The organism is Micromonospora musae (assembly GCF_003626545.1).
Classification (GTDB): Bacteria; Actinomycetota; Actinomycetes; order Mycobacteriales; family Micromonosporaceae; genus Micromonospora; species Micromonospora musae.
This window is the reverse complement of sequence record NZ_RAZS01000004.1, coordinates 1-23,445: the sequence shown is the minus strand read 5'-3', so window position 1 is coordinate 23,445 and position 23,445 is coordinate 1. Positions and strand designations below refer to the sequence as shown.

The following is a 23,445-nucleotide window of genomic DNA, read 5'->3' as shown; positions in this document are numbered from 1 at the left end:
CACAGAGACCGAGCCGTGGCAGGGGCCGGTGGTGGTGACCGGCACCGACACCGGCGTGGGCAAGACGGTGGTGACCGCGGCGATCACCGCCGCGGCCCAGGCCGCGGGTCTGCGGGTGGCGGTCGTCAAACCGGGCCAGACGGGTACGGCGACCGGGGAGCCCGGCGACGTGGACGCGGTGCAGCGCCTCGCCGCCCCGCTCACCGGGCGGACACTGGCCAGTTACCCGGACCCGCTCGCCCCGCTCACCGCGGCCCGGGTGGCGGAGTTGGAGCCGCTGGAGCTGTACGAGGCCGTCGACGCGGTCCGCGAGGAGGCCGAGAAGCACGACCTGGTGCTCGTGGAGGGCGCGGGCGGGCTGCTCGTACCGATGGGGCTGCGCCCCTCGGGCGAGCCGTGGACGGTGGCCGACCTGGCCGTCTCGCTGGGCGCGCCGGCCGTGGTGGTGGCGCGGGCGGGGCTGGGAACGCTCAACCACACGGCGCTCACCCTGGAGGCGCTGGACCGCCGCGCGGTGCCGGCCGGGGTGGTCGTCGGCGCCTGGCCGGCCGCCCCCGAGCTGGTCCACTGGACGAACCTCGGGGACCTGGTGCCGAAGCTGCTCGGCGCGCTGCCGGCCGGTGCGGGCGCGATGGACCCGGGCGTGTTCCGGCGGTCGGCGCCGGGCTGGCTCACCCCGGCGCTGCACGGGGTGCTGGACGACTGGCGCGCCTGGGCCGAGGAGATCGGCTGAACACCTGACTTTCGTCGGTGCCCGCCCGGACCGGCGGTGGGTAGCGTGGCCGCCGTGACGAGCGGGCAGCGGGTTCGAGCGGGCGGCGAGGAACGCGGCTCGTCGGGCCACCGCTCCCTGCGACCAGTGCGTACGGCCGCCCGCGCCCTGGCCGGTAGGGCCGCCGTCGGCCGGGACCTGCTGCTCTTCGCCGTGGTCGCCGCGCCGATCGGCTACGCGGGTGTCACCCCACCCCTGTCCCGGTACGCGCTGCCACTGCTGGCGGCGAAGTTGCTGGTGCTCGCGGCGGCGGTGGTGGCGAGCCGGCGCCGGCCGCTGGTCGGCCTGCTGCTGGTGGTGCTCGGCTCGGTGGTCGACGGCAACTTCGTCTTCGCCATTCCAGTGCTCAGCTATCTCGTCGGCCGGCGCAGCGTCGGCGCCGCACCGGCGGTCGCGGTCTTCGCGCTGATCGCGGCGGGTGGCACCGTGCTGAACCTGTGGGTGCTCGGCACTGCGGCGGCGACCTGGTTCCTGCTCGCCTCGGTGCTGCTCTTCGCGGGGGTCTTCCCCTGGCTGCTCGGTCGCTACCGGCGGCAGCAGCAGGAGCTGGTGGAGGCCGGTCGGCGGCACGCGGAGGCGACGGCCCGGGAGCAGCGCGGCGCGGCCGAGCGGATCCGGCTGCGGGAGCGGGCGCGGATCGCGCAGGAGATGCACGACTCGTTGGGGCACGATCTCAGCCTGATCGCGCTGCGTGCCGCCGCCCTGGAGGTCGCGACCGACCTCGACGACCGGCACCGGAGCGCGGCCGGTGAGCTACGGGCCAGCGTCGGCGCCGCCACCGAGCGGCTCCACGAGATCATCGGGCTGCTCCGGGAGGAGGAGGCCGGCCTGCGACCGGCCGACGAGAGCGTCGCCGAGCTGGTCGACGGCGCACGCGAGGCGGGCATCGAGGTGCGGCTGGAGGTCGGGCTCGACGCGGACGAGCTGCCGACGGTGGTCGGGCACGCCGCGCACCGGGTGATCCGGGAGGCGCTGACCAACGCGGCCCGGTACGCGCCCGGCGCACCGGTGACGGTTCGCCTCGCGGAGGCCGGCGACCGGCTGGAGGTGTCGGTGGTCAACGCCGCGCCGCCGGCCGGCCCGCTGCCCGGCCCGCCGTCGCACGGCAGCGGCCTGCTGGCGCTCGCCGAGCGGGTACGTCTCGCCGGTGGCGCCCTCGACGCCGGTCCCCGCGACGGCGGCGGCTTCGCCGTGCGGGCCTGGCTGCCCCTGGGCGCCGGCGACGGACGGCGGCCGGAGCGGGCCGGCGGCCCCGTCGACGAGCCGGCTGCGGCATCCCCGCCGGGACAGCCCGTGGCGGGCGCGGGGTTCGCGCCGGAGGATGCGCGACCGGCGGAGGAGCCGGAGGATGCGGAGCGGCGGCTCCGGGACGCCCGCCGGCGGGTCCGGCGCAGCCTGCTGGCGGCGCTGGGCGCCCCGGCCGGCTTCGCGCTGGTGCTCTCGCTCGTCTACTACCCGGTGGCCACGGCCGGCACGGTGCTCGACCGGGCGACCTTCGACGGGCTGCGGGTGGGTGCGTCGCGCGCGGAGCTGACGGGGCTGCCCCGGCGGCAGCTCGACCGTCCCGCCGGGGTCGACCGGAGCGGGTGCGAGTACTACACGGACGGCAACTTTCCACTCGCCCAGCCGACCTGGCGGCTCTGCTTCGCCGCGGATCGGCTGGTCAGCAAGGAGAAGATCGACCAGTGACCACCGACGTAGCCGACGCGACGCCCGTGCGGGTGGTGCTCGCCGACGACGAGGCGATGATCCGTGCCGGCGTCCGCGCGATCCTGGCCACCGACCCGAGGATCGAGGTGGTCGCCGAGGCGGGTGACGGCCGCGCGGCCGTCGAGCTGGTCCGGGCCCACCGGCCCCGGGTCGCCCTGCTGGACATCCGGATGCCGAAGCTGGACGGGTTGAGCGCCGCCGCCGAGATCCGCCGCCTGGTGCCGCAGACGGCCGCTGTCATGCTCACCACGTTCGGCGAGGACGACCACATCGCCCGCGCGCTCGGCCACGGGGCGAGCGGCTTCGTGCTGAAGTCCGGTGATCCGCGCGAGCTGATCGCCGGCGTGCACGCCGTCGCCGACGGCGGGGCGTACCTGTCGCCGCGGGTGGCGCGTCGGGTGATCGAGCTGGGCGGCGGGCGGCTGGCCCGGCGGCCGGTGGCCCGCGACCGGACGGCCGCGCTCACCGACCGGGAACGGGAGGTGCTGGCGCTGGTCGGCGCGGGGCTCTCCAACGCCGAGATCGCCCGTCGGCTGCACCTGGTCGAGGGGACGGTGAAGACGTACCTGACGAGCATCTTCACCCGGCTGGAGGTGCGTAACCGGGTGCAGGCCGCGATCATCGCCTACGAGGCGGGGCTGGTCGCGCAGTGACCGCCCGGTCGGTGGCGCCGCCCGGACGGTGCCGTCACCGGATGTAGTCCTCCAGCAGCGCCGGGGTGAGCCCGGACTTGTGGATCGCGCGCAGCGCGGCGAGCAGGTCGTCCATGAGGGCCGGCCGGAAGTGCATCAGCAGGATCTCGCCGGGCTTCACGAGCTTCGTCGGGGTCTGGTAGCGCACCTTGCCCTTGTCGACGGTCTCCCGCCAGTGCAGCGCCGCGATCATCCCGCAGTCGCGAGCGGCCTTCAGCGTGTTCGTGTCGCGTTCGCCGAACGGCGGGCGGAACAGCGTCGGCCGCTTGCCGAAGAGCTGCTCCAGCTTGTCGGCGGCTCCGCAGATCTCGTGCTTCTGGTAGGCGTAGGAGCGGCCCGGCAGCGACGTGTGCGTGATCGTGTGGTTCTCGACGACCCCGCCCGCCGCCTCGATCTGCTTGAAGTAGTCGGTGTGCGCGGCCGCGGCGGGGGAGTTCAGGAACATGGTGACCGGGATGTGCGCCTCCCGGATGAAGTCGATCACCGCGGGCGGGCGGGCCAACCCGCCGTCGTCGATGGTGATGAAGGCGACCTTCTGGTCGGTCGGCACCCGGAACCAGAGCGGGACCGTGGGGCCCGGGGTCGGCCGCACCACCTGCGGTGGCGGGGCCGGTGGGAAGTCCGGCACCTGGGCGAGGTACCACGGCAGCGTCTTGGGCGCCGGTGGGGGCGACGGCGGGCCGGAGGTCGGTGTCGTCCCGGCGCCGGGCGAGGATGCGGCCGACGAGCTCGGCGCGCCCCCGGCGGACGGGCTGCCGAGGGCGTGCCGAGGCTCGTGAGCGCAGGCGGTGAGCGCGAGGAGGATCAGTGCCGGGAAGACGGCGAGGGAACGACGGACGCGACGGGCGCGGTGTGACGACACGCCGGTGAAGGGTACTCACGAACCATAAGGTTTTTGTCAGCGCGCGGACCGCGCCGCGGCTCGTCGCTCACGCGTCGCGGCGGCGCAGCGCGACCCGGCCGAGGCCGAGCGCGACGACCGCCCAGCCCACGAGCAGCAGCAGACCCGCCGACGCCGGGTAGGGCTCCACGTCCCCGGCCATGAAGTGTCCACCCGCCACGGCGGGGAAGCCGTCCGCGATCCGGTTGAGGACGGTGATGTCCGGCTCCTGGAGCGACAGCGGCACGATCATCAGGGTGGCCAGGAGCACGATCAGGGTGAGCACCGCGCTGCGCAGCGCCGCGCCCAACCCCAGGGCCAGCACCCCGACCAGCGCCAGGTAGGCGGCGACCGCCAGCAGGTCACGCAGCGTGCCGGCCACCGGGGCGGTGCCCCACTCGCCGAGCACCGGCCCGGCCACCAGCGCGCCGACTCCGCCGAGCAGCAGGCCGAGCGGGAAGGTCACCGCCGCGGTCACGACCGCCTTCGCCAGCAGTACGCGGCCGCGCGACGGGGTGCACTGCAACGTCGTACGGATGGTGCCGCTGGTGAACTCGCTGGTGACGGCGAGCAGCCCGAGGGCGAGCACGGCGTACTGGGTGAGCTCCATCGAGTCGATGAGGATGCTGCCCACCGTGACGATCCCACGGTCGTCGGTCGGATCGTCGTTGGTGTTCGCGTTCGCCGCGTAGATCGCCAACTGTCCGGCTGCGGCGGCGGTCACCAACACGGCGGCGAGCAGCGTCCACCAGGTGCTCCGTACCGACCAGAGCTTGGTCCACTCGGCGGCGACGGTGCCGCCGAACCCCGTCGACCGGCCGGCGGGACGGGTGCGGGTGCGGGTGCTGCTCATCGGGTCTCTCCTACCGGGTCGGGGACACCGGCGTACTCGACGCTGTCGGCGGTCAGTTCCATGAACGCGCGCTCCAGGGAGGCGCCGTGCTGGCTGAGCTCGTGCAACCGCACACCCGACTCGTAGGCCAGGTCGCCGACCCGGTCGACGGTGGCGCCGGTGACGGTCAGCTCGTCGGGTCCGGCCGCCTCGACGGTCGCCCCGGCCGCGGTGAGGCGCTCGGCGAGCTTCGCCAGCCCGTCCGGGTGGGGGCTGCGTACCCGCACCGCCACCGCGCTGCCCGCGACGACCTCGTCGATCGGTGCGTCGGCGAGCAGCCGCCCGCGCCCGATGACCACCAACTGGTCGGCGGTGAGCTGCATCTCGGTCATCAGGTGACTGGAGACGAAGACGGTCCGGCCCTCGCCGGCGAGGAGCCGCATCAGCTGCCGTACCCAGCGCACCCCGTCCGGGTCGAGCCCGTTGACCGGTTCGTCGAACATCAGCACCGGCGGGTCGCCGAGCAGCGCGCCGGCGATGCCGAGCCGCTGACCCATGCCGAGCGAGAGGGTGCGGCCCGGCTTCGCGGCGGCCCGGTCGTCCAGCCCGACGGTGGCGAGCACCTCGTCGACCCGGCGTGCCGGTATGCCGTTGCTGCGCGCCATGGCCAGCAGGTGGGCCCGCCCGGAGCGGGCCGGGTGGATGGCCTTCGCGTCGAGCAGCGCGCCCACCTCGTGCAGCGGGTGCCGTAGCTCCCGGTACGCCCGCCCGCCGATCAGCGCCTGTCCGGCGGTGGGCCGGTCGAGACCGAGGATCATCCGCATGGTGGTGGACTTGCCGGCGCCGTTCGGGCCGAGGAACCCGGTGACCCGGCCGGGTGCGATGTCGACGGTCAGGGCGTCGACGGCGGTCGTACTCCCGAACCGTTTCGTCAACCCACGTAGTGTGATCATGCGCTGACGCTAGGCGTTCGGGTGCTCGTCGCACCGCGCCCGAACGGCACCACTCGCATCTGACTTTCGTCAGGCGGGACGGCGGGCCTGGAGGGCTTCGGCCTAGGCGTCGGCCTTCGGCAGGCCGGGGCGCAGCTCCCACACCGTGGTGCGCTTCACCGTGGCGCTCTCCAGCGCCGGCGGCACCGGCACGTCGTACGTGGCCAGCTCGTCGAAGCGATCCCGGGGCAGGAACGCCCGCCCGGGGTCGCCGACGAGCACCCGCGCCCCGGCCCGGGCGGCGCGGAGCAGGAACCGCAGCATCCGCCGGGCCATCGCCTCGCTGTAGAAGACGTCCCCGGCGAGCACCACCTGCGCCCCTCCGGCGTCGCCGTCGAGGATGTCGCCGAGCTCGGCGTCGACGCGCACCCCGTTCGCCTCGGCGTTGAGCGCGACCGCCGCCACCGCCAGCTCGTCCACCTCGACGGCGCGGACGGAGGTCGCGCCGACTCGGGCGGCGGCGACGGCGACCAGCCCGGACCCGGAGGCGAGGTCGAGCACCCGGCGGTCGGCCACCAGCTCGGGATGGTCGGTCACGTAGCGGGCGAGCGCCTGCCCGCCGGCCCAGGCGAAGGCCCAGAACGGTGGCGGCTGGTCGCTGCGGAACTCACCCTCGGTCAGCTCCCAGAGCCCGATCGGCTCGTCCGCCTGGTGCAGCCGCACCTCGGGAACGAACGCCACCGGGGCGAGCCGCGCGTGCAGTCGGACGAAGGTGCTGTTGAGCTCGGACACCCGCCGATTCTGCCGTACCGGCGACCGGTGCCCGCCGGGGACGGCCCGGGAAGCCCGTGGCGGGTCCGGGCCGCGCACGATCGGCCCCGCCCGAGCGGGCGGGGCCGACGGGTGGTGCGGTCGGCCGGGGCCGGCGCCGAGCGCCGGCCCCGGCGGCGATCACTTCGAGAACACCTGGAACTCGGCGATCCGGACCTGGTCGCGCGCCGGGCTGGCGGTCGCGCAGTCGGTCGTGGTCGCCGGGTCGGCGTCCTGTTCACCGGCGTACGCCGGGCCGCCCGTGCACTGGCTGTCCAGGACCTCCAGTCGCAGGTGGGTGGCGAGGGTGGTCGGCACCCGGAACTCGCGGAGGTTGATGTCCCGGGTGTACGCCCGGTACGCCCCGCCCGGGAACGCGTCGCTCCTGCTCGTGTAGATGCGCTTGAACTTCGTCGGGTCGGTGCAGTCGGCCTTCTGCGCGTTACAGGCCAGCACCGCGAACGAGCGCAGCGCGCTCAGCGCGTTCTGGCTGCTGGCGTCGGCGTCCCCGCTGATCACCGGGCGCAGCATCGCGCTGACGTTGACCCGCTTCACCACGTGCGCCCGGTCGCCGGGCAGCGCCACGGTGACCTGCTTGCCGGTCACCCCGTCGAGCGAGGCCCAGTTCGTGGCCTCGGTGTCGTCGGCGATCCGGTCGAGGTTGACCCCGTCACCGGCGACCGTGGCGCCGGACGTCGTGGACGCGAGGTTGCGGTCGAGCTTCAGGTCGAGGTGCTGGGTCTTGTGGCCGGCCTTGGCGGTGACCTTCATCCGCTGGTGCCCGAAGCCGGGCGCCACCGCGATCAGGTCGTACGTGCCGGCCACGAGCTCGACGGTGTCCCCCAGCGGGGTCGCCGGGTCGGTGTCCGCGATCGGCGTGGCCCGCGCCTCGTACGCCCCGACGTAGAGCCGGATCGGCGCCCCGGCGCTCTCCCCCCGTGCGTGCAGGGTGAACGTCGCGTTGCCACCGGCCCGCGAGGCGAAGCTCGGCGTGGGGTCGGTGTCGCCGGCGCCGTTGGTGACGGCGTCCCGGCCCATGCCGGAGCGGGCGAACTCGGTCCAGATCAGGTTCTGGTTCGCTCCGCCGAAGCGCAGCAGGTCGGCGGTGAGCATGTTGTCGCGCATGTCGAGCATGCTCACCTGGCTCGCCGCCTGCAGCAGGAACGAGTCGAAGACCAGCTGCGACCAGCGCCGGTTGCCCGGGCACTTGTCCGCCGGCACCTTGCCCTCCGCGCACGCCAGCTGGAGCTTCGGCGTGCCGAGGCCGTACCGCTTCACGAAGGCGGAACGGACCCGGTGGTTGGTGGCGCCCCAGATCTCCCCGTCGGCGTGCACGGCCGGGCCGCCGGTGTTGTAGCCGACGTCGGAGTAGTTGAGCGGGCTGCGGCTGAGGTCGTAGTTCCGGATGCCGCTGACCAGGTTGCCGGTGACGTAGCCGCCGACGATGAACGGCGTCTCGCCCGGTGCCCGGAGGCCGTGCTGGAAGAGGTACTCGGTCGCGAGCAGGTCGCTCCACGACTCACCCATCGAGCCGCCCTGGTGGCCGCCAATCCCGCTGTCCGGGCCGGCGATCATCCGGTTGCTGATGGCGTGGGTGTACTCGTGACCGATCACCGTCATGTCGTAGTCGCCGTCGACGCAGGGCGGGTACGGGCCGCCGGCCTGCGGCTGCCACAGGTACATGTTGGTGGTCGGCGGCAGGCCGTCGCGCGGCGTGCCCTGGTTGGCGTTGTTCCGGTTGCCGCTCAGCGCGCCCTGCTGGGCCCGGCCCTGCTCGGCGTCGCCGCCCAGCCCCTCCGGGGTCAGGTTGACCGCCTGCAGGTTCCACGCGGACTCGGTGAAGCCCAGGTGGTACGCCCAGTCGTGCATCCGGTTGTGCATGGCGAAGAGGTTGCCGATGGCGGCGTCCGCGTCGTTGCGCTGCGCCGAGGTGAAGACCTCCGGGTTGCACTTCGCCTGGTGCCACTGGTCGGTGAACGGGTACTCGTAGCGCCGCTCCGGGCTGGTCGTGGCGGGCAGCATCGGGCTGCCGGCGCCCCAGGAGACCACGGTGTTGGCCGAGTTCCCGCGCGAGGTGAAGGTCGGCGTGTCGGTGGCGGCGTCGACGTCCCACGCGTTGCCGGTGGCCGGATCGTGGTAGGACGCCTTGCAGCCCCGCCCCGGCTCACCGCACCAGCGGACCCGCGGGTCCTGCCCGGGGCCGAGGTTGCGCGGCGGGCTGGCCGGGAAGACCGCCCAGCTCGGGTTGTCCGAGTCGAAGTCGACGAGGTCCTCGCGGACCAGCACCTTTCCGGTGATGCCGTCGATGTAGGTGGTGAAGGCGGCCGGGTGATCCTTGTCCGAGCCGATGAGCGTCACCTCGTACGCGCTGCGCGGCCCCTCCAACGGGGTGGGCACCGCGACCGGGCGCACGGTGTGGTCGGCCACGCCGGAGGCGTCCAGGCCGGCGTCGGCGAGCGCGGCGGCGTACGCCTGCTCCTGGGTGAGCGTGGCCGGGGCGGGCGTCGCGGCGTCCCGGGACAGCGAGGAGCTGACCGAGAGCACCTTTCCGCCGCTGATCGCGAGCGTGACCAGGCCGTCGTGCCCGGCGGGCAGGTCGCCGAAGCGCTGCCGGAGGGTGACCACCGCGCCGCTGCCGATCGGGCGGACCAGCACCCGCTCCATCGCGACCACCGCGTCGGCGTCCAGCCCGAACAGGTCGTGGTTGCCGGCGAGGTAGGCGCGGGCGGCGGCCTCGGGCTCGGCGGGCAGGCCGGTGGCGAGCGGGGTCGCGCCGGGGCCCAGCGAGTGCGGGGTGCCCAGCTTGTTCCACCGCACGTCCGGGTCGGCCTTGCTGGCGAGCCCGCGCTGGCGGGCGTCGGGCGCGGCGCTGCCGGCCCGGTTGTCGACGTCAGCGTGCTCGTGTCCCCCCTCGGCGAAGGGACCGGAGCGGCGCTCCGTGGGGGCGGCCGCGCCGCCGGTCGGCGCCGCGGAGCTGACGCCGGTGGGCAGCAGCGCGGCGATCACCGCGGTCGCCGCCAGGACGGGGATGAGCCGGCGGCGTCGCCGGCTCATCCAGGGTGACCACTGGGGGTGTGGCACGGGACCTCCTCGTGGGAGCGGTGGCCGACGTTCCGCCGGCCGCGCAGCATGACAATGCATGCGCATTTGTAAATACCAGGAGGTGAGCCGGGCGGCAAGGTCCGAAAGGGCACGTCGGTCCTTTCAGCCGATCCGGCCCCGCCGTGGCAGCGCTCCCGGCCGGCGCAGCTGGGCGTCGGCGCGGGAGCTTGCCGGTGGGTGGGTTTGGCGGTCGGCATCCGGCGGAGGCGGCGAGCGGCGTCGCGTGAGCGCTGCGGGAGCGGTCCTGGCCTGACCGGCTCCTGCCTCCGCCGAGGCGGTGGGGGAGAAGACCGCAGCGAGTCGTCGGCGAGGGGTGGGTGGCGACCAACCTCGTGCTGATAGTCGGCCCGGTCGGCCCGGGGCTTCAGCCGGCCGGGGTCCAGCGTGGATCGCGACCGAAGGCGGCGATGAGGCGGTCCTGATCGTCGGCGTCGGCGGGCGGGTCGACGCCGGGGTGGGTCAGCCCTGCGCTCTGGTAGTCGCCGACGTGCGCAGTGAACCACCGCGCGCACTCCCGCACCGCGTCGGTGTCGAGCCGGGAGTCGTCCCCGATGGCGACGGTCAGGTCCCAGCCGTGGACGAGGTGCTCGGCGAGGAGTTGGTGCAGGTACTCCGAGGCCGGGACGTCACCGGCGGAGAGGTGGACGGTGCGCTCCAGCGTGCCGGGGTGGAAGGCGGCGATCTCGGCCTGCGACGCGGCGTCGCGGGCGGCCGCGATCGGCTCGTCCCCGAGTTGGTCGCCGTCGAAGCGGTCACCGACCTCGGCGATCGTGCGGCCGGCGAGCAGCGGGACGCTCCACCGGGCCTCGCCGACCACATGGTTGACCAGTGTGCGGACGTCCCAGTCCGAGCAGGGGGTTCGCGCCGACCACTGCCGGGGGCTGACCCGCTCCACCCGGTCGATGAAGTCGGCCAGGCTGCGGCGATAGCTCTCCAGCAGGTCCATGCCGCCGATTGTCCCGGCCGTCGGGTGTAACCGAGCCCGTTTGCCCGGTCTCCGGCGCCGGAGGGTTCGGTCAGTCCAGCTCGGCCGGGTCCAGGCCGAGCTCCCGAGCGGTGAGCAGGCGGACCCATTCGGTGAACTGCCGCCGGGAGATCACCCGATCGTGGACAGCCAGCTGCACCGCGAGGCCGTCCATCACCGCGCTGATCCGCCAGGCCGCCCCGGCCGGGTCGGCGCACTCGAAGGTGCCGTCGCGTACCCCGTCGGCGATGATCGCGGCGAGATCCTCCCGCCAGCGCAGGTCCAGCCGGCGGGAGACGCGCTCCAGATCCGGTGTACGCAGCGACTCCGACCACCCGTCGATCCACATCGGCCAGGAGGTCGGGCGTCCCGCAGGGGCGTAGAGCTTCAGGATCCGGCGCAGCTTGGCCAGCGGTGGGCTGGGGGAGCTGACCACCGCGTCCAGGCGGGCCAGGTCCTGCTCGACCGCGTACTCGAAGGCCTGGGCGAGCAGCCGTTCCTTCGTGGCGAAGTGGTAGAAGACAAGCGCCTGGCTCACCCCGGCGGCCTGCGCGACGTCGGCCGTACGGGTGTTGGCCAGACCGCGTTCCGCGATCACGTCGCAAGCCGTGCGCAGCAGGGCATCCAGGCGGATCTCGGCCGCACGTCTCGTCACGACCGTTACCGTAACCCATCCGGATGAACACAAGCAGTTATGATCGAGTGGCTTTCGGCCTGTCAAAGAGTCGGAATGCGGACAGTTCGTCGATGTTCTGTAACATCGGCGAGTGAGCCAGTCTCCTAGGAAGCTCTACGCGATGCGGCCTTCCGGCTCAGTCCTGGCCGAACCGGTCAAACGGGGTGCGGACGCGCCGAGTCGGCACCCCGAGTTGGCAACCTTTCATCGCCTCGGCTAGAGTTCTCATCCGTCACCGGGAAACGCCGATGACACGCGGACGTAGCGCAGCTGGTAGCGCATCACCTTGCCAAGGTGAGGGTCGCGGGTTCGAATCCCGTCGTCCGCTCGGAGCTGCCGCCACGCATGACGGGGGCAACCTCGGTGGGGTGGCCGAGAGGCGAGGCAACGGCCTGCAAAGCCGTGTACGCGGGTTCAAATCCCGTCCCCACCTCGGTAAGGCACAGACTCGGGCGATTGGCGCAGTGGGAGCGCGCTTCCTTGACACGGAAGAGGTCACTGGTTCAAACCCAGTATCGCCCACCAGCTTTCCGAACAGACAGAACAGCTCGTCACCGATCATCGGTGGCGAGCTGTTTCGTTTCCTGCCCCCGCCCGGTAGCGCAGCTCGGCGGCGCTGGCGCAACCCGGTGGCCGCGGGCGCGGCGGTCAGAGCTTGGGAATGACCGCCGCGATCGAGGTCGCGAGGAGCGGGCCTATGATCACCAGCCCCGACTGGAGCTCGCTGAGGCTGGTGCGGTTGACCCCGAGGATCTCCTCGAGCTTGATCCGATCCTCCGCCGCGGTGATCAGATCGGCCTTCGACACATGCGCGATGTCCGAGAACTCGTCCACGTACACCTGGCAGCGCCGGCGCAGCAGGGTCGCCGAGGGTATGTGCATCAGCGCGATGAGGATCGACCCGGCGGCGCCGATGACGAGCGCGGTGGACTGGGGGATCGTCTCCGAACTGCCCCAACCGACCGAGGCGGCGCCGATCAGCACCAGTACGAGCAGCAACGAGCCCATCATCTGCAGCACCCGCGTGAGGATCCGGCGTAGCCGCATCAGTGCGGCGAGCTGCTCGCCGGGGGTGCCGGCGAGACCGCGCATCGAGATGATCCGCAGCCCGGCGAGGGTGGCTCCGGCCGGCAGCGCCCCGAGGATGACGATGCCGAGGAAGACTCCGAACCGCCAGGTCAGTCCGCGGCCCAGGATGGCGTGCGCGGCGGCCACCGCGCCGGCCACGAGCAGGAGGAAGGCCAGCACCGACGAGACGATCCGGCGGATCGGGACGTGCTGGATCTGCTGAAGATCGTGCCAGCGGGCCACGCCCGAGCCGATTGTCGATCCGCTGAGCGCGCCGAGCAGCCCGGCGGCGGACGCCCACAGCAGCCACTCGTTGCGGGACTCGGGCAGGAGCCGGTCCGGGCTGGTGTACGCGACCCCGAGCGCCGCAGCCGCGCCGGCCATCATCATCAGGGTGCGCACGACGCGCGGCCAGCCGGCGAGACCCAGCGGACGCGGTGTGGTCACCGATGGGGGTGTGGACGGCTCCGTCGGGGCGGGGGGCGTCGGCGCGACAGGCGCCTCCACGGCGGTCATGGCCGGGGACTCTAGTCGATCTCCCATGCGGCAGCCGTCCCGTGGGTGGTGGCGGGAGTCGGCGTGCGGCTTCTCCGGGGTGCCCCGTACCGGCCGGCGGACGCCCCGCGCCGGCGGTTGATCTGTCGCAATTGCTGACTTTCCCATAACTGCACCACGGCAATTAGTTGTCGCTCTCCCGTGAGATTCTTCACGCCGGTGAACCGCCTCCGGTACGGAGAAAAGCGGGGCCGAATCGAAACCGGTCTCCTTGCTGGTGGCGCCGAGTAGGCCGGATTCCCCGCGCCACCAAGGGATTTGTCGTCCGCGGGGCCGGGAAGGGCCGTTCGGTGTCGGTTGTCAGCCACTCGTCGCCATCAGTTCGACACGCCTGGACGTGAATTCGATACGCCTTATTCTGAGCGCTCGGGGGAGGCGTCCGCAGGCCTCGCGGCACGTGACGACGAGCGGCCAAGCGGACCCGAAGGTCAGGGAAAGGCACGAAACGATGACGGGTCCAGCCACGAGGGTGTGGAAGGGCATGACGATCCCGGCCGCCGGCAGCTACCAGCTCGACCAGGCACACAAGCGGATCGGTTTCGTGGGCCGGCACATGATGGTCAGCCCGGTGCGCGGCGAGTTCACCGAGGGGAAGGCCTGGATCGTCGTCGACGAGGATCCGCTGCGCTCGTCGGTGATGGCCAGCATCCGGTCGGCGAGCATCGTCACCGGGCACGACGAGCGGGACGTGCACCTGAAGAGCCCCGACTTCCTCAATGTGGAGCGCTACCCCACGCTCGAGTACCGCAGCACCGGGATGATTCCGCAGGACGAGACCGACCCGATCTTCTTCTGGGCGCGGCTGCGCGGCAACAACCGCCTCCTCTCGCGCCGGGGAGGGGTCGAGGTCGACCCGCCGCCGGTTCGCGCCTCCGGCCGGTTCGTGCTCACCGGTGAGCTGACGATCAAGGACATCACCCGCCCCGTCGACCTTCAGGTGGAGTTCGGCGGTACTCGTACCGACCTCTCCGGGCAGGAGATCTTCGGGTTCACCGCGACCGCCGAGTTCGACCGTGAGGACTACGGCCTGCTGTGGAACGTCGCCCTGGAGGGTGGCGGCGTGCTCGTCGGCAAGAGCGTCCGGATCGAGATCGCGGCCGAGGCGATCCGCCAGTCCTGACGGGGCCGGTCCACAGGAGTCTGCCGGCGTCAGCGGGAGGCGGCGAGCAACGCCTCGGCGACCTCCGTGCGTGTGCTGAGCAACAGCCGACCGCGCCGGCGCGTCACCACCAGTCCGGCCGCGCGTAGCACGGTGAGGTGCTGGGACACCCCGCCGGCGGACATTCCGGTACGGCGGGCCAGCTCGGTGGTGCTGAGCGGGGCGGCGAGTTCGGCCAGCATTCGGGCCCGACCGCGGCCGACCAGCGAGGCCAGGGCGTCCGGGGCGGCGGCCGGGAGTTCCCACACCGCGCCGATCCCCCGGGCGGGGTAGGCGAGCTGCGGGGTCTCCCCGGCGGAGATGCTGAGCACCGACGGCCAGACGAACACCGACGGGACCAGTACGAGGCCCGGGCCCTCCTGGACGTCCGGGGCCAGGCAGTGCCGCTGCGCGATCAGCAGGGTGTCGTCCTCCCAGCGGACCTGCTGGTGCAGGTCGTTGAGGAGCGCGGCGGCGCCTCTGTCGGCGAGCAGGCGGGCGCGGGCGGTGACCTCCGCGTCGAGCAGCGCCCGGATCCGCGCCCAGTCCGGCGCCAGGGCGATCCGCCAGTACGCCTCGATCTCCTCGGTCAACCGGCGTAGTCCGGACTCGGGATCGTCCTGGAGGGCGGCCACGGCCGGGCCGGGCGTTCCGGGGTAGAGGTCGAGGTGCGCGCGGACGGTTTCGGCGCTGGTGTCGCGCAGGGCGGACAGTTCGGTGGCCAGGTCCGGGTCGAGGCTGGCGGCCGGCGGGGTGAGGAAGTCCGCCAGGTAGCCGGGCGGGGCGGGTACGAGCTGCCAGAGCAGGCCGCCGTCGAGCCCGACCTCGGCCAGTCGTGGCCGTACCCGGCGTGCCCAGGGCAGGTGGACGGCGTGGTCGCCGGGGTCGCGCAGCACCCGGAGGCTCGCGACGACCTCCCAGAGGCAGGAGACGGCGAACCGGATGCGGGCGACGGCACCTGCCGACAGGCCGATCGCGACCACCTACACCTCCCGGTGGATTCAGCTGGGACTAAAACAGTACTGCGGCCGGTAGGGCGGGGCCGAGACTTGCCGGGTGAGTGAACACCGCATCCGAGCTGAACTCTTCCGATCCCTGCACACCCCCGGGTCGCCGCTGGTCCTCGTCAACGCCTGGGACGCCGCGAGCGCCCGGATCGTGGCGGCCGCGGGGGCCCGCGCCGTGGCCACCACCAGCGCCGGTGTCTCCTGGAGCGTGGGCGCCCCGGACGGGGACGTCCTCGGCCGTGACGCGGCCGTCGAGGTGGTCCGCCGCGTGGCCGCCGCCGCGGGGTCGCTGCCGGTCACCGCGGACATCGAGTCCGGGTACGGCGCCACGCCGGCGGACGTCGCCGAGACCGTACGGGCGGTCATCGCCGCCGGCGCGGTGGGCGTGAACATCGAGGATGCCCGAGGCGAGGGCGGTGCGCCGCTGCGCGACGTGGCCGACCAGTGCGCCCGGATCGCGGCGGTCCGGGCCGCGGCCGACGAGGCCGGTGTGCCGCTGTACGTCAACGCCCGGGTCGACACGTTCCTGGCCGGCGCGGGTGGCCTCGACGAGACGGTGAGCCGGGCCGGGGCGTACCTGGCGGCCGGCGCGGACGGCGTCTTCGTGCCGGGCGTCATTGACCCCGGGGCCATCCGTGCCTTGGTCGAGTCGGTGTCGGCGCCGCTGAACGTGCTGGTCGGGCCGGGCGCTCCGGCGGTCGCCGAGCTGGCCGCGCTCGGGGTGGCCCGGGTGAGCCTCGGCTCGTCGGTGGCCGAGGCCGCGTACGCGGTGGCCCGCCGCGCGGCCGACGAGGCGTTCGGCGCGGGCACCTACGGGGCGCTCGCCGACGCGATCGACTACGGCGCGTTCAACGAGTTGATGCGCTGACGGCGCGACCGGAGCGGGCCGACCCGCTCGGCTTGAGGGGGTCGGCCCGCGAGGTGCCCTGGCCCGCGCGGCGAGGCAGGTCGGTGGCGGCGTCCGGCGTCACAGCGGCGGGGCGACGTCCCGGCGCTCCTCCACGCGGCGGTACTGCACCGGCTCCTCGACGCGGCGGTACTCGACGGGCTCCTCGACGCGGCGGACCGGCTCGTCGGCGGTGACCACCTGCCGGCGGCGGCCCCAGATGAGTGTGGTCATGATGAGGCCGAGCACGCCGGCCGCCATGAGGATCCAGCCGACGACGTCGAGGTCGATACCGCCGATGTTGGCGTCGAGTGCGAAGGTGAGGATCGCGCCGACGGCGATCAGGAAGATGCTGGTTCCGATACCCATGACAGCCCTCCTTCTGGCGGGACGTGATGCGCTGTCGGGTGCCTCAGTACCCCACTGCCGGACGGCGCAACCACGCAACGGCCGGGTGCCGCGTCGGCCGATCTTGGGATCAGGTAGAGTTCACCTCGTCACCGGCGCTCGCCGGGGACGTGCGGACGTAGCGCAGCTGGTAGCGCATCACCTTGCCAAGGTGAGGGTCGCGGGTTCGAATCCCGTCGTCCGCTCGCAGATTCGCCTGACGGACGCCGCGGTGTTCCGGGCCTGGGCGGTCACCACGGGCGATTGGCGCAGTGGGAGCGCGCTTCCTTGACACGGAAGAGGTCACTGGTTCAAACCCAGTATCGCCCACCAGCTTCAGCAGCGGTTCCACGGCTCGTCACCGGTATTCGGTGACGAGCCGTACTGCGTCCGGGGCGTTGCGTACGCCCTCCTCGCGGTCGTGGTCCTCCCCGCCGGGCGGGAAGGACCACGACCAGTGGGGCCCGAGGCTCAGGGCACGATGCGGACCGGCCCGCAACCGAAGAAGGTGAAGGTGCCGGCCGGGACGGCGAATTTACCGATCAGGCAGCCTTCGGTGTCCCCGGTCGTGAAGCCGCCGTCGCGGGCCCGGAAGTGCAGCACGGCGTCGAGGTCGGCGTCACGGGTCCGCTCGTCGAGTTCGTAGCTGCGCTCGTCGTGCCGCCGGTCGTGCGTCTCGGCGCCGCCGCCACCGCCGAGCACCACCGTTCGGTTCCCGAAGCGCGCCGTCGTGGCGACGACGGTCCGGGCGTCGAAGGCGAGCGGGTTTCCGTACTCGCCCGCCGTCGTGGTGAGCACCGCCAGGGGCGCGTTGTTCCCGCCGGCGCCCAGGTTGATGCTGTTCGGGTCGCCGCCGGGCTTGATGTTGACGGTGACCGGCACCGCGCAGTCGATGGTGTGGGTGGTGGATCGGGTGTTGTTCGCGGCCACCAGGTCGACGTCGGCCGCGTGGACGGTCGCCACCGTCGAGGTGAAGGTGACGGTGTGCTGGCCGGGGGTGTCGCACCGCACCGTCCACTGGTCGGATTCGGTGACGTCGGCGTTCACCGCGACGCCGGGCAGCGTCGCCGACTGGGTGGCGGGCGTCACCGTCACCCCCGGGCCGGCCGCCGCGGTGGTGGTGAGTCCCACGTCGGCCGGGCCGTCGGGGCCGTTGTTGGTCACGACGGTCTCGACGGTGATCGTGGCGTCCGCGCCGACCAGGCCGATCGGCGGCGCGGCGGAGACGGTGACCGCCTCGACCGCGAGGTCGGCCCGGAGGCACTCCTCGTCGTCGGGGTTGGCCAGGCAGAACTCGTGGATCGCGGCGGTGAGGTCGGCCCGTACGATCTCGTCGGCGGCGGCGATGTCGGTGACCACGATGGTGGTCGCGTCCCGGTCGAACGGGGCGATCCAGCGCCCCGACGCCTGCGGGTTGAGCCGGCGGGTCTCGCCGCCACCGGCGGCCTCCTCGCCGAGCTCCCACATCGGGTGCCAGTCGTTGAAGGTCCCGATCAGGCCGGCCTCGCCGAGGACGTCCACCTTGGACAGCGGTGGCGCCCCCAGGTGCGAGGGGGCGCGTTCGTCGACGACCTCGATGTCGATGACGGTGGCGTTGGCCCGACCGTTGAAGGAGACCCGTACGACTATCGACTTGGCCTCGTCCGCGGCGGCGTCGGCGGCGAAGTCGGGGATCGGTTGGATCGTCGGATCGTTCGCGGGGTCCGAGAGGGCCGGGGCCCCGGCCCAGAGCGCCCCGCCGACCGCGACCGGTAGCAGCCACCAGGCCAGCCGGCGGCGCGAGTTGGTTGTCCTGCGCATCGTCCTCATCCCCTCAGCACTTCGCGCCGCGGCACTCGGCGAAGTACCACTCGATGCGTCTGGTGTCGGCCGCCTGCGCGGTGGTGTTGTCCACCATCAGGTCGTTCGAGGCCGGGTCGGAGACCGACCAGTCGAAGTCGTCCCAGTTCTCGATCTCCTCCTCGAACTCCCGGCAGTCCGAGGCGGTACGGCCGAGGTCCGGCGCGTCGTCCGCGCAGTCCTCCGGCTCCTCGTACACGTTCGGGAAGACGTCCTGCTGGTAGTAGCCACCGTCGCAGCAGTACTCGTCGGCGAGCCCGAACGGACGGTGCCCGGACTCGTGGCGGATCGTGTTGAAGCTGTTGTTCTCGCCGGAGAAGACGTTCGAGCCGCCCATGGCGCAGTCGCGGAACGAGTCGACGTGCACCACCATCACGCTGTCGGCCCAGCCGGAGTCGGGCACCTCGTGGTCGCAGCCGTCCTCGGCCGGGTCCGCCTGGCCGGTGCCGACCTGGAGCCAGAAGTTCATCGCGTCCTGGTGCACGAGGAACGGGTCGTAGCTGTAGAACGAGTTGTAGATGATCTGCTGTACGTCCGCCTGGAACTGCGGGTCGGCGGCGCCGCTGTAGTCGTCGGAGTCGCCGACGAACACCCAGTCCACCCGGCTGTAGGTGCTGCCGGTGTAGAGCACCTGGATCTCGTCGCCGGCTCCGGCGGTCGCCGCCACCGACCGCCACCCGGTGAAGATGGGGACGCTGGCGTCGATGCCGCGGCAGCCGTAACTGAAGCTGCCTCCGCCGGTGATGGTGTGGTTGTACGTCAGGGTGAGCGAGTTGGAGGCGCTCGTCCGGGGTGCGGTGCGGTCGTTGACCCAGATCTCCAGCGTGTCGGCGCGGGTCGGGGCGAGCGCGCCGTCGAGGAACTCCGCGGTGATGGTGACGGTGTCGCCGACCTGCGGGAAGAGCGGTGTGTGCAGGCATCGGATCCGGATGCCCGGGGCGGCCGGGGGTTCGGTGACCTCGACCCGTAGCCGGACGGAGGCCGACTCGTCCGGCGTTCCGGTGCTGGTGAAGACGCCGCAGCCGCCGTTCAGGTCGCCGGTCACCGTGCAGGCGTTGAGGTCGAGTGTGAAGCTCAGTGACTGGTCGGTGTCGTCGTCGTTGTCCGAGGGGTCGTCCGGGTCGTCGCCGTCGGGGTCGAGGTCGGCGAGGTCGTCGTCGAAGCGGAGGAAGCCGTCCTCGTCGCGGATCTCCAGGTAGATGGGGACGGTGCCGCTGGAGAGGGCGACCTGCTTGGAGAACTCCCAGTTCGGTTCGATCGTGTAGGTGTCCTCGAACGGGTCGGTCGCCGGGGTGTCCTCGTTGTTGAACGACTCGCCGGCGATCTCCACGTAGCTGTAGAAGTCGGGGTTCTCGCCGAAGTCGTGGCCCTCGACGCGTTCGACGGTCACCCGGACCGTCATGTTGAGATCGGCTGCCGCCGCCGGGCTGCTCAGCACCAGGACGGGCAGTAACGCGCTGACGAGAACCGGGACGACGGGTATCGCCCCCAGACGTCGTCGCCAGCCCACGACGGGCTCGGCGGCGTGCACCACTGTGGTCATACGGACCTCATTCGAGCAGGTGGCCCGGATCCCGGGTTCGGGCTGCCGACGGGAAGAGTGCCTGGTGGGACGGGCAGGCACGTCGGAGCGTATGCGTCGGGTGACCGGAGAATTCCGTACAGTCAGCTACTCGATAGGCGCACCGGCGGGGGTGCGGACGGGCGGTGGACGGGCCGTCGACGTCCGCCGTGGAGGGCGGGCCGGTCGGTCCGCGCCGGGTCTCCCGGCGGCCGACCGGAGGTGACTGAACGGCCCCTCGGAGCGGCCCGCGGCCCGCCAAATGACATGGAAAGTACCCGTGACGTTACGAGACTGTTTCCAAGGTAACGGCTGGGTTGCGGCCGCTTTCGCGTGATCGGCTGTCGCTCCTACGTTTCGGCCACCGTCACCGTTCGCGTGACGGGCGGCACACGATGCGGAGGACGACGACGTGCCAGAACGGAACCTGCCACGGGCCGGGCGTACCCGGCGCGGGGTGAGCATGCTTGCCGCGGCGACGCTGGTCGCGGCCGGCCTCACGAGTATGACCGGGGGCGCCGCCACCGCCGCCGGGGCGACCGGCGGCGAACCGACCGCCCGGTACCTCGTCCAGCTCGACGGCGAGCCGTTGGCGACCTACACCGGCGGCGTGGCCGGGATCGCGGCGACCAAGCCGGCCCGGGGCGGCAAGCTGAACCGGAGCTCCGGCAGCGCCACGGCCTACCGGGAGCACCTGCGCCGCGAGCGCACCGACGTGCTGGCCGGGGTGGGCGTCACCAGCAAGCCCCGGGTGACGATGGAGACGGCGTTCAACGGCTTCGTGGCGGAGCTCACCGGGCCGCAGGCCGCCCGGCTGCGCGCGAGCAGCGGCGTGCGGGCGGTCTACCCGGACCGCAAGGTGCACGCGCTCACCTCCCACACCCCGGACTACCTGGGCCTGACCGGCCGCTACGGGGTGTGGCGGGAGCAGTTCGGCGGCACCGACCGGGCCGGCGAAGGCATGATCGTCGGGGTCATCGACAGCGGCTTCTGGCCGGAGAGCGCGAGCTTCGCGCCGCTGCCCAGCCCGCGTCCGGACCAGGCGGTCATCGACGGCAAGTGGAAGGGCGCCTGCGACGTCGGCGTCGAGGCGCCGGTCACCTGCAACAACAAGGTGATCGGGGCGCGCTGGTACAACGACAGCGGAATCGCCGACGCGTTCCCCGACGACTTCCTCTCGCCCCGTGACCGCAACGGCCACGGCACCCACACGGCGAGCACCGCCGCCGGCAACAACGGCGTCCGGGCCAGCTCCGGCGGCCGTGACCTCGGCACGATCTCCGGCATGGCGCCGGCCGCCCGGCTCGCGGTCTACAAGGCGCTCTACGACGACGGCGCCGGCTCGGCCGTGGGCAGCGAGATCGACATCGTGCACGCCATCGACGACGCGGTCGCCGACGGCGTCGACGTGATCAACTACTCGGTCGGTGACGACAACGAGACCCTCAACGCGATCGACGCGGCGTTCTTCAACGCCGCCGTGGCCGGGGTCTTCGTGTCGGCGGCCGCCGGCAACGCCGGTCCGACGCCGAGCACCGTCGACAACTCCAGCCCGTGGGTGACCACGGTGGCCGCGACCGCCACCGACCAGCAGTACACCCGGAAGCTCACCCTCGGCAACGGCACCACCATCGCGGGTGTGGGCATGGGCGAGACCGGCGTCGGACCGGCCCCGCTGGTCACCGCGCGGGACAGCGCGATCGACCCGAACAACACCTACGCGGCCGAGCTCTGCGCCGACGACGTGTTGGACCCGGCCAAGGTCAGGGGCAAGATCGTGATGTGTCTACGCGGCGAGATCCCGCGTACCGACAAGAGCATCGCCGTCGCGCAGGCCGGCGGTATCGGCATGGTGATGTACAACGACACGTTGAACTCCCTCAACGCCGACGTGCAGGCCGTGCCCTCCGTGCACATCGACGAGGTCGACGCGGCGGCGGTCCTCGCGTACGTCGCCGGCGGCAACGCCACGGCGAGCATCTCGCCGAGCACCCTGGAGACGGTCGAGGCCCCCTCCGTCGCCCCCTTCTCCGCGGCGGGTCCGTCGAAGTTGAGCGCCGGTGACCTGCTGAAGCCGGACATCAGCGCCCCCGGCGTGGACGTGGTCGCGGCGTTCTCGCCGTCGGCCGGCGGCAACGACTTCGCCCTGGAGTCCGGTACGTCGATGGCGGCGCCGCACATCGCCGGCATCGCCGCGCTGGTGCTAGCCAAGCACCCGGACTGGTCGCCGTCGGCGGTCCGTTCGGCGCTGATGACCAGCGCGGTCGACCGCACCGACAAGGGCAACCCGATCAAGATCGGCAGCTACGACGCGACCCCGCTGAACTACGGCGCCGGTGAGGTGCAGCCCGGCGGTGCGTTCGACCCGGGCCTGGTCTACGACTCCACCTCGCAGGACTGGCTGCAGTACCTGTGCGGGCTGGACGAGGACCGGGCGAGTGAGACCGGGGCGAACGTGGAGGGTTGCGACGAGATCGGTGCGATCGACACCGTCCAGTTGAACTACCCGTCGATCGCCCTGGGCCGGATGGTCGGCAAGCAGAAGGTGACCCGCACCGTCACCAACGTCAGCGACCGGAGCAGCACGTACACCGCCTCGGTCGATGCGCCGGCCGGTTACAAGGTGAAGGTCACCCCGGCCAAGTTCACCGTCCGCCCCGGTAAGACGGCCCGTTTCACGGTGGAGGTCACCAACAGCGGCGGCGCGTTCGACACGTGGGCCGACGGCGCGCTGACCTGGCGCGACCAGTACCGGCACGACGTGCGGATCCCGCTGGTCGTGCAGAACAGCGGGCTGATCGCCCCCGACGCGATCACCGGCGCCGGCACCTCCGGCAGCGTCAAGATCCCCACCGAGGTCGGCTACCAGGGCAAGCTGATCTCGCAGCTCACCGGCCTGACCGCGGGCACCGCCGACGCGGTCACGCTGCGCGGCGAGGGGGCGTCCTGGGACTGGTCCTCGCTGGACAACCTGCCGACTCCGCTGCCCGCCTCGATGTACCGCAGCACCGTGCACGTTCCGGCCGGCACCAGCAACCCGCACGTGCTGGTGACCTCGCAGTTGCCGGCCTGCTCGGCCATCGACTGGGAGGACGAGGAGGGGGTGATGGCGTGCACCGAGTACAGCGCCTACGTCTACGACACCGCCGGTAAGTTCGTCACCGCCACGGTCAGCTCCCGCCGCGGCGCGCGGGTGGACCTGCCGGCCGCCGGGGACTACGTCATCGTCGTCGAGCAGGAGTTCGTCGAGAACCTGCCGGCCGGCCAGGACGGCGTCGGCTACACCGTCACCACCTACCTGCCGGGCGCGCCCGGCAGCTCCACCGGCCGGCTCACGATCGACCCGAAGCAGCGCTCGGTGCAGCCGGGGGCCAAGGCGAAGCTGACGCTGCGCTGGTCCGGTCTGAAGCCCGGGGTCCGCTACGTCGGGCAGCTCGAGTTCCGCAACGGCGACGGTCCGCTCAAGAGCGTGCCGATCACCGTCCAGTCCTGAATCATCCCCTTAGGTGTTCTGCCCGGAGAGGTTGGGGACGCGGCTGGCGGGTGGGCCGCCGAGGGCGGTGTGGTGGCGGTGATTGTTGTAGGCATGGAGCCAGGCGGGCAAGGCCGCTCGTCGGGCGGCTTCGGACCGGTA

At 72.6% G+C, this 23,445-nt stretch carries 18 protein-coding genes, 5 tRNA genes and 1 pseudogene; 11 read left to right on the top strand and 13 right to left on the bottom strand.

Going from position 1 to position 23,445, the window contains the following annotated elements; genetic code table 11:
• Positions 1–28: 28 nt before the first annotated feature.
• Genes bioD through D7147_RS11945 form a run of 3 tightly spaced genes read left to right on the top strand, consistent with a single transcriptional unit; the run spans position 29 to position 3,135 of the window.
• The gene (gene bioD / locus D7147_RS11955) at positions 29–733 is read left to right on the top strand and encodes a dethiobiotin synthase (RefSeq protein WP_120677779.1); all 705 of its coding nucleotides are present in this window, start codon (positions 29–31) and stop codon (positions 731–733) included.
• A 54-nt stretch (positions 734–787) separates the two neighbouring features.
• On the top strand, positions 788–2,461 hold the full coding sequence (locus D7147_RS11950; protein ID WP_233563106.1) for a sensor histidine kinase: 1,674 nt from the start codon (positions 788–790) through the stop codon (positions 2,459–2,461).
• Positions 2,458–3,135 (top strand): response regulator, encoded by a 678-nt coding sequence (locus tag D7147_RS11945; protein ID WP_120676845.1) that lies wholly within the window; start codon positions 2,458–2,460, stop codon positions 3,133–3,135. The genes D7147_RS11950 and D7147_RS11945 overlap by 4 nt, the downstream gene beginning before the upstream one ends.
• A gap of 34 nt (positions 3,136–3,169) precedes the next feature.
• On the opposite strand, the gene D7147_RS11940 is transcribed toward D7147_RS11945, so the two are convergent.
• The 7 genes from D7147_RS11940 to D7147_RS11910 all read right to left on the bottom strand — a co-directional run bounded on the left by D7147_RS11940 (position 3,170) and on the right by D7147_RS11910 (position 11,349).
• Complete coding sequence (locus D7147_RS11940; RefSeq protein WP_120676843.1) at positions 3,170–4,036, bottom strand: polysaccharide deacetylase family protein; 867 nt, start codon at positions 4,034–4,036, stop codon at positions 3,170–3,172.
• A gap of 67 nt (positions 4,037–4,103) precedes the next feature.
• Positions 4,104–4,907: an ABC transporter permease subunit gene (locus D7147_RS11935; RefSeq protein ID WP_120676841.1), complete on the bottom strand. Its 804-nt coding sequence runs from the start codon at positions 4,905–4,907 to the stop codon at positions 4,104–4,106.
• Positions 4,904–5,839 carry an ATP-binding cassette domain-containing protein gene (locus D7147_RS11930; RefSeq protein ID WP_120676839.1) on the bottom strand — a complete coding sequence of 312 codons (936 nt, stop codon included), beginning with the start codon at positions 5,837–5,839 and terminating at the stop codon, positions 4,904–4,906. The genes D7147_RS11935 and D7147_RS11930 overlap by 4 nt, the downstream gene beginning before the upstream one ends.
• A gap of 102 nt (positions 5,840–5,941) precedes the next feature.
• On the bottom strand, positions 5,942–6,610 hold the full coding sequence (locus tag D7147_RS11925) for a class I SAM-dependent methyltransferase (RefSeq protein WP_120676837.1): 669 nt from the start codon (positions 6,608–6,610) through the stop codon (positions 5,942–5,944).
• A gap of 159 nt (positions 6,611–6,769) precedes the next feature.
• On the bottom strand, positions 6,770–9,709 hold the full coding sequence (locus D7147_RS11920; RefSeq protein ID WP_120676835.1) for a M36 family metallopeptidase: 2,940 nt from the start codon (positions 9,707–9,709) through the stop codon (positions 6,770–6,772).
• Between the two features lie 385 nt (positions 9,710–10,094).
• Entirely contained in the window at positions 10,095–10,676 is a 582-nt protein-coding gene (locus D7147_RS11915; protein WP_120676833.1) for a TIGR03086 family metal-binding protein, read from the bottom strand.
• A gap of 70 nt (positions 10,677–10,746) precedes the next feature.
• Positions 10,747–11,349: a TetR/AcrR family transcriptional regulator gene (locus tag D7147_RS11910; RefSeq protein WP_120676831.1), complete on the bottom strand. Its 603-nt coding sequence runs from the start codon at positions 11,347–11,349 to the stop codon at positions 10,747–10,749.
• A gap of 276 nt (positions 11,350–11,625) precedes the next feature.
• On the opposite strand from D7147_RS11910, the gene D7147_RS11905 reads away from it, so the two are divergent.
• The 3 genes from D7147_RS11905 (at position 11,626) to D7147_RS11895 (ending at position 11,895) form a co-directional block, all read left to right on the top strand.
• Positions 11,626–11,698, top strand: a tRNA-Gly gene (locus D7147_RS11905).
• A 34-nt stretch (positions 11,699–11,732) separates the two neighbouring features.
• Positions 11,733–11,803: transfer RNA gene (locus D7147_RS11900), tRNA-Cys, on the top strand.
• 17 nt (positions 11,804–11,820) lie between these two features.
• A tRNA-Val gene (locus D7147_RS11895) sits at positions 11,821–11,895 on the top strand.
• A 123-nt stretch (positions 11,896–12,018) separates the two neighbouring features.
• On the opposite strand, the gene D7147_RS11890 is transcribed toward D7147_RS11895, so the two are convergent.
• Entirely contained in the window at positions 12,019–12,954 is a 936-nt protein-coding gene (locus tag D7147_RS11890) for a hypothetical protein (protein WP_147437392.1), read from the bottom strand.
• 520 nt (positions 12,955–13,474) lie between these two features.
• Here D7147_RS11890 and D7147_RS11885 point away from each other — a divergent pair.
• Complete coding sequence (locus D7147_RS11885) at positions 13,475–14,113, top strand: YceI family protein (RefSeq protein ID WP_233563105.1); 639 nt, start codon at positions 13,475–13,477, stop codon at positions 14,111–14,113.
• A 29-nt stretch (positions 14,114–14,142) separates the two neighbouring features.
• Here the strand turns inward: D7147_RS11885 and D7147_RS11880 are convergent, their stop codons facing one another.
• Positions 14,143–15,114, bottom strand: coding sequence for an ArsR/SmtB family transcription factor (locus tag D7147_RS11880; protein WP_120676825.1), 972 nt, complete (start codon positions 15,112–15,114; stop codon positions 14,143–14,145).
• A 73-nt stretch (positions 15,115–15,187) separates the two neighbouring features.
• Here D7147_RS11880 and D7147_RS11875 point away from each other — a divergent pair, with 73 nt between their 5' ends.
• Complete coding sequence (locus D7147_RS11875; protein ID WP_120676823.1) at positions 15,188–16,006, top strand: isocitrate lyase/PEP mutase family protein; 819 nt, start codon at positions 15,188–15,190, stop codon at positions 16,004–16,006.
• A gap of 99 nt (positions 16,007–16,105) precedes the next feature.
• On the opposite strand, the gene D7147_RS11870 is transcribed toward D7147_RS11875, so the two are convergent.
• On the bottom strand, positions 16,106–16,393 hold the full coding sequence (locus D7147_RS11870; protein ID WP_120676821.1) for a DUF6458 family protein: 288 nt from the start codon (positions 16,391–16,393) through the stop codon (positions 16,106–16,108).
• 151 nt (positions 16,394–16,544) lie between these two features.
• On the opposite strand from D7147_RS11870, the gene D7147_RS11865 reads away from it, so the two are divergent.
• Together D7147_RS11865 and D7147_RS11860 are read left to right on the top strand one after the other, a co-directional pair.
• Positions 16,545–16,617 (top strand) — tRNA-Gly (locus D7147_RS11865).
• Positions 16,618–16,669: 52 nt separating this feature from the next.
• Positions 16,670–16,744, top strand: a tRNA-Val gene (locus D7147_RS11860).
• Positions 16,745–16,882: 138 nt separating this feature from the next.
• On the opposite strand, the gene D7147_RS11855 is transcribed toward D7147_RS11860, so the two are convergent.
• Both D7147_RS11855 and D7147_RS11850 read right to left on the bottom strand, forming a co-directional pair.
• Positions 16,883–18,211 (bottom strand): hypothetical protein, encoded by a 1,329-nt coding sequence (locus D7147_RS11855; RefSeq protein ID WP_120676819.1) that lies wholly within the window; start codon positions 18,209–18,211, stop codon positions 16,883–16,885.
• A gap of 13 nt (positions 18,212–18,224) precedes the next feature.
• Positions 18,225–19,793: a hypothetical protein gene (locus D7147_RS11850; protein WP_120676817.1), complete on the bottom strand. Its 1,569-nt coding sequence runs from the start codon at positions 19,791–19,793 to the stop codon at positions 18,225–18,227.
• A 430-nt stretch (positions 19,794–20,223) separates the two neighbouring features.
• On the opposite strand from D7147_RS11850, the gene D7147_RS11845 reads away from it, so the two are divergent.
• Positions 20,224–23,304, top strand: coding sequence for a S8 family peptidase (locus D7147_RS11845; protein WP_147437391.1), 3,081 nt, complete (start codon positions 20,224–20,226; stop codon positions 23,302–23,304).
• A gap of 9 nt (positions 23,305–23,313) precedes the next feature.
• On the opposite strand, the pseudogene D7147_RS11840 reads toward D7147_RS11845, so the two are convergent.
• Positions 23,314–23,445: pseudogene (locus D7147_RS11840) on the bottom strand (IS481 family transposase); the annotation flags it as partial.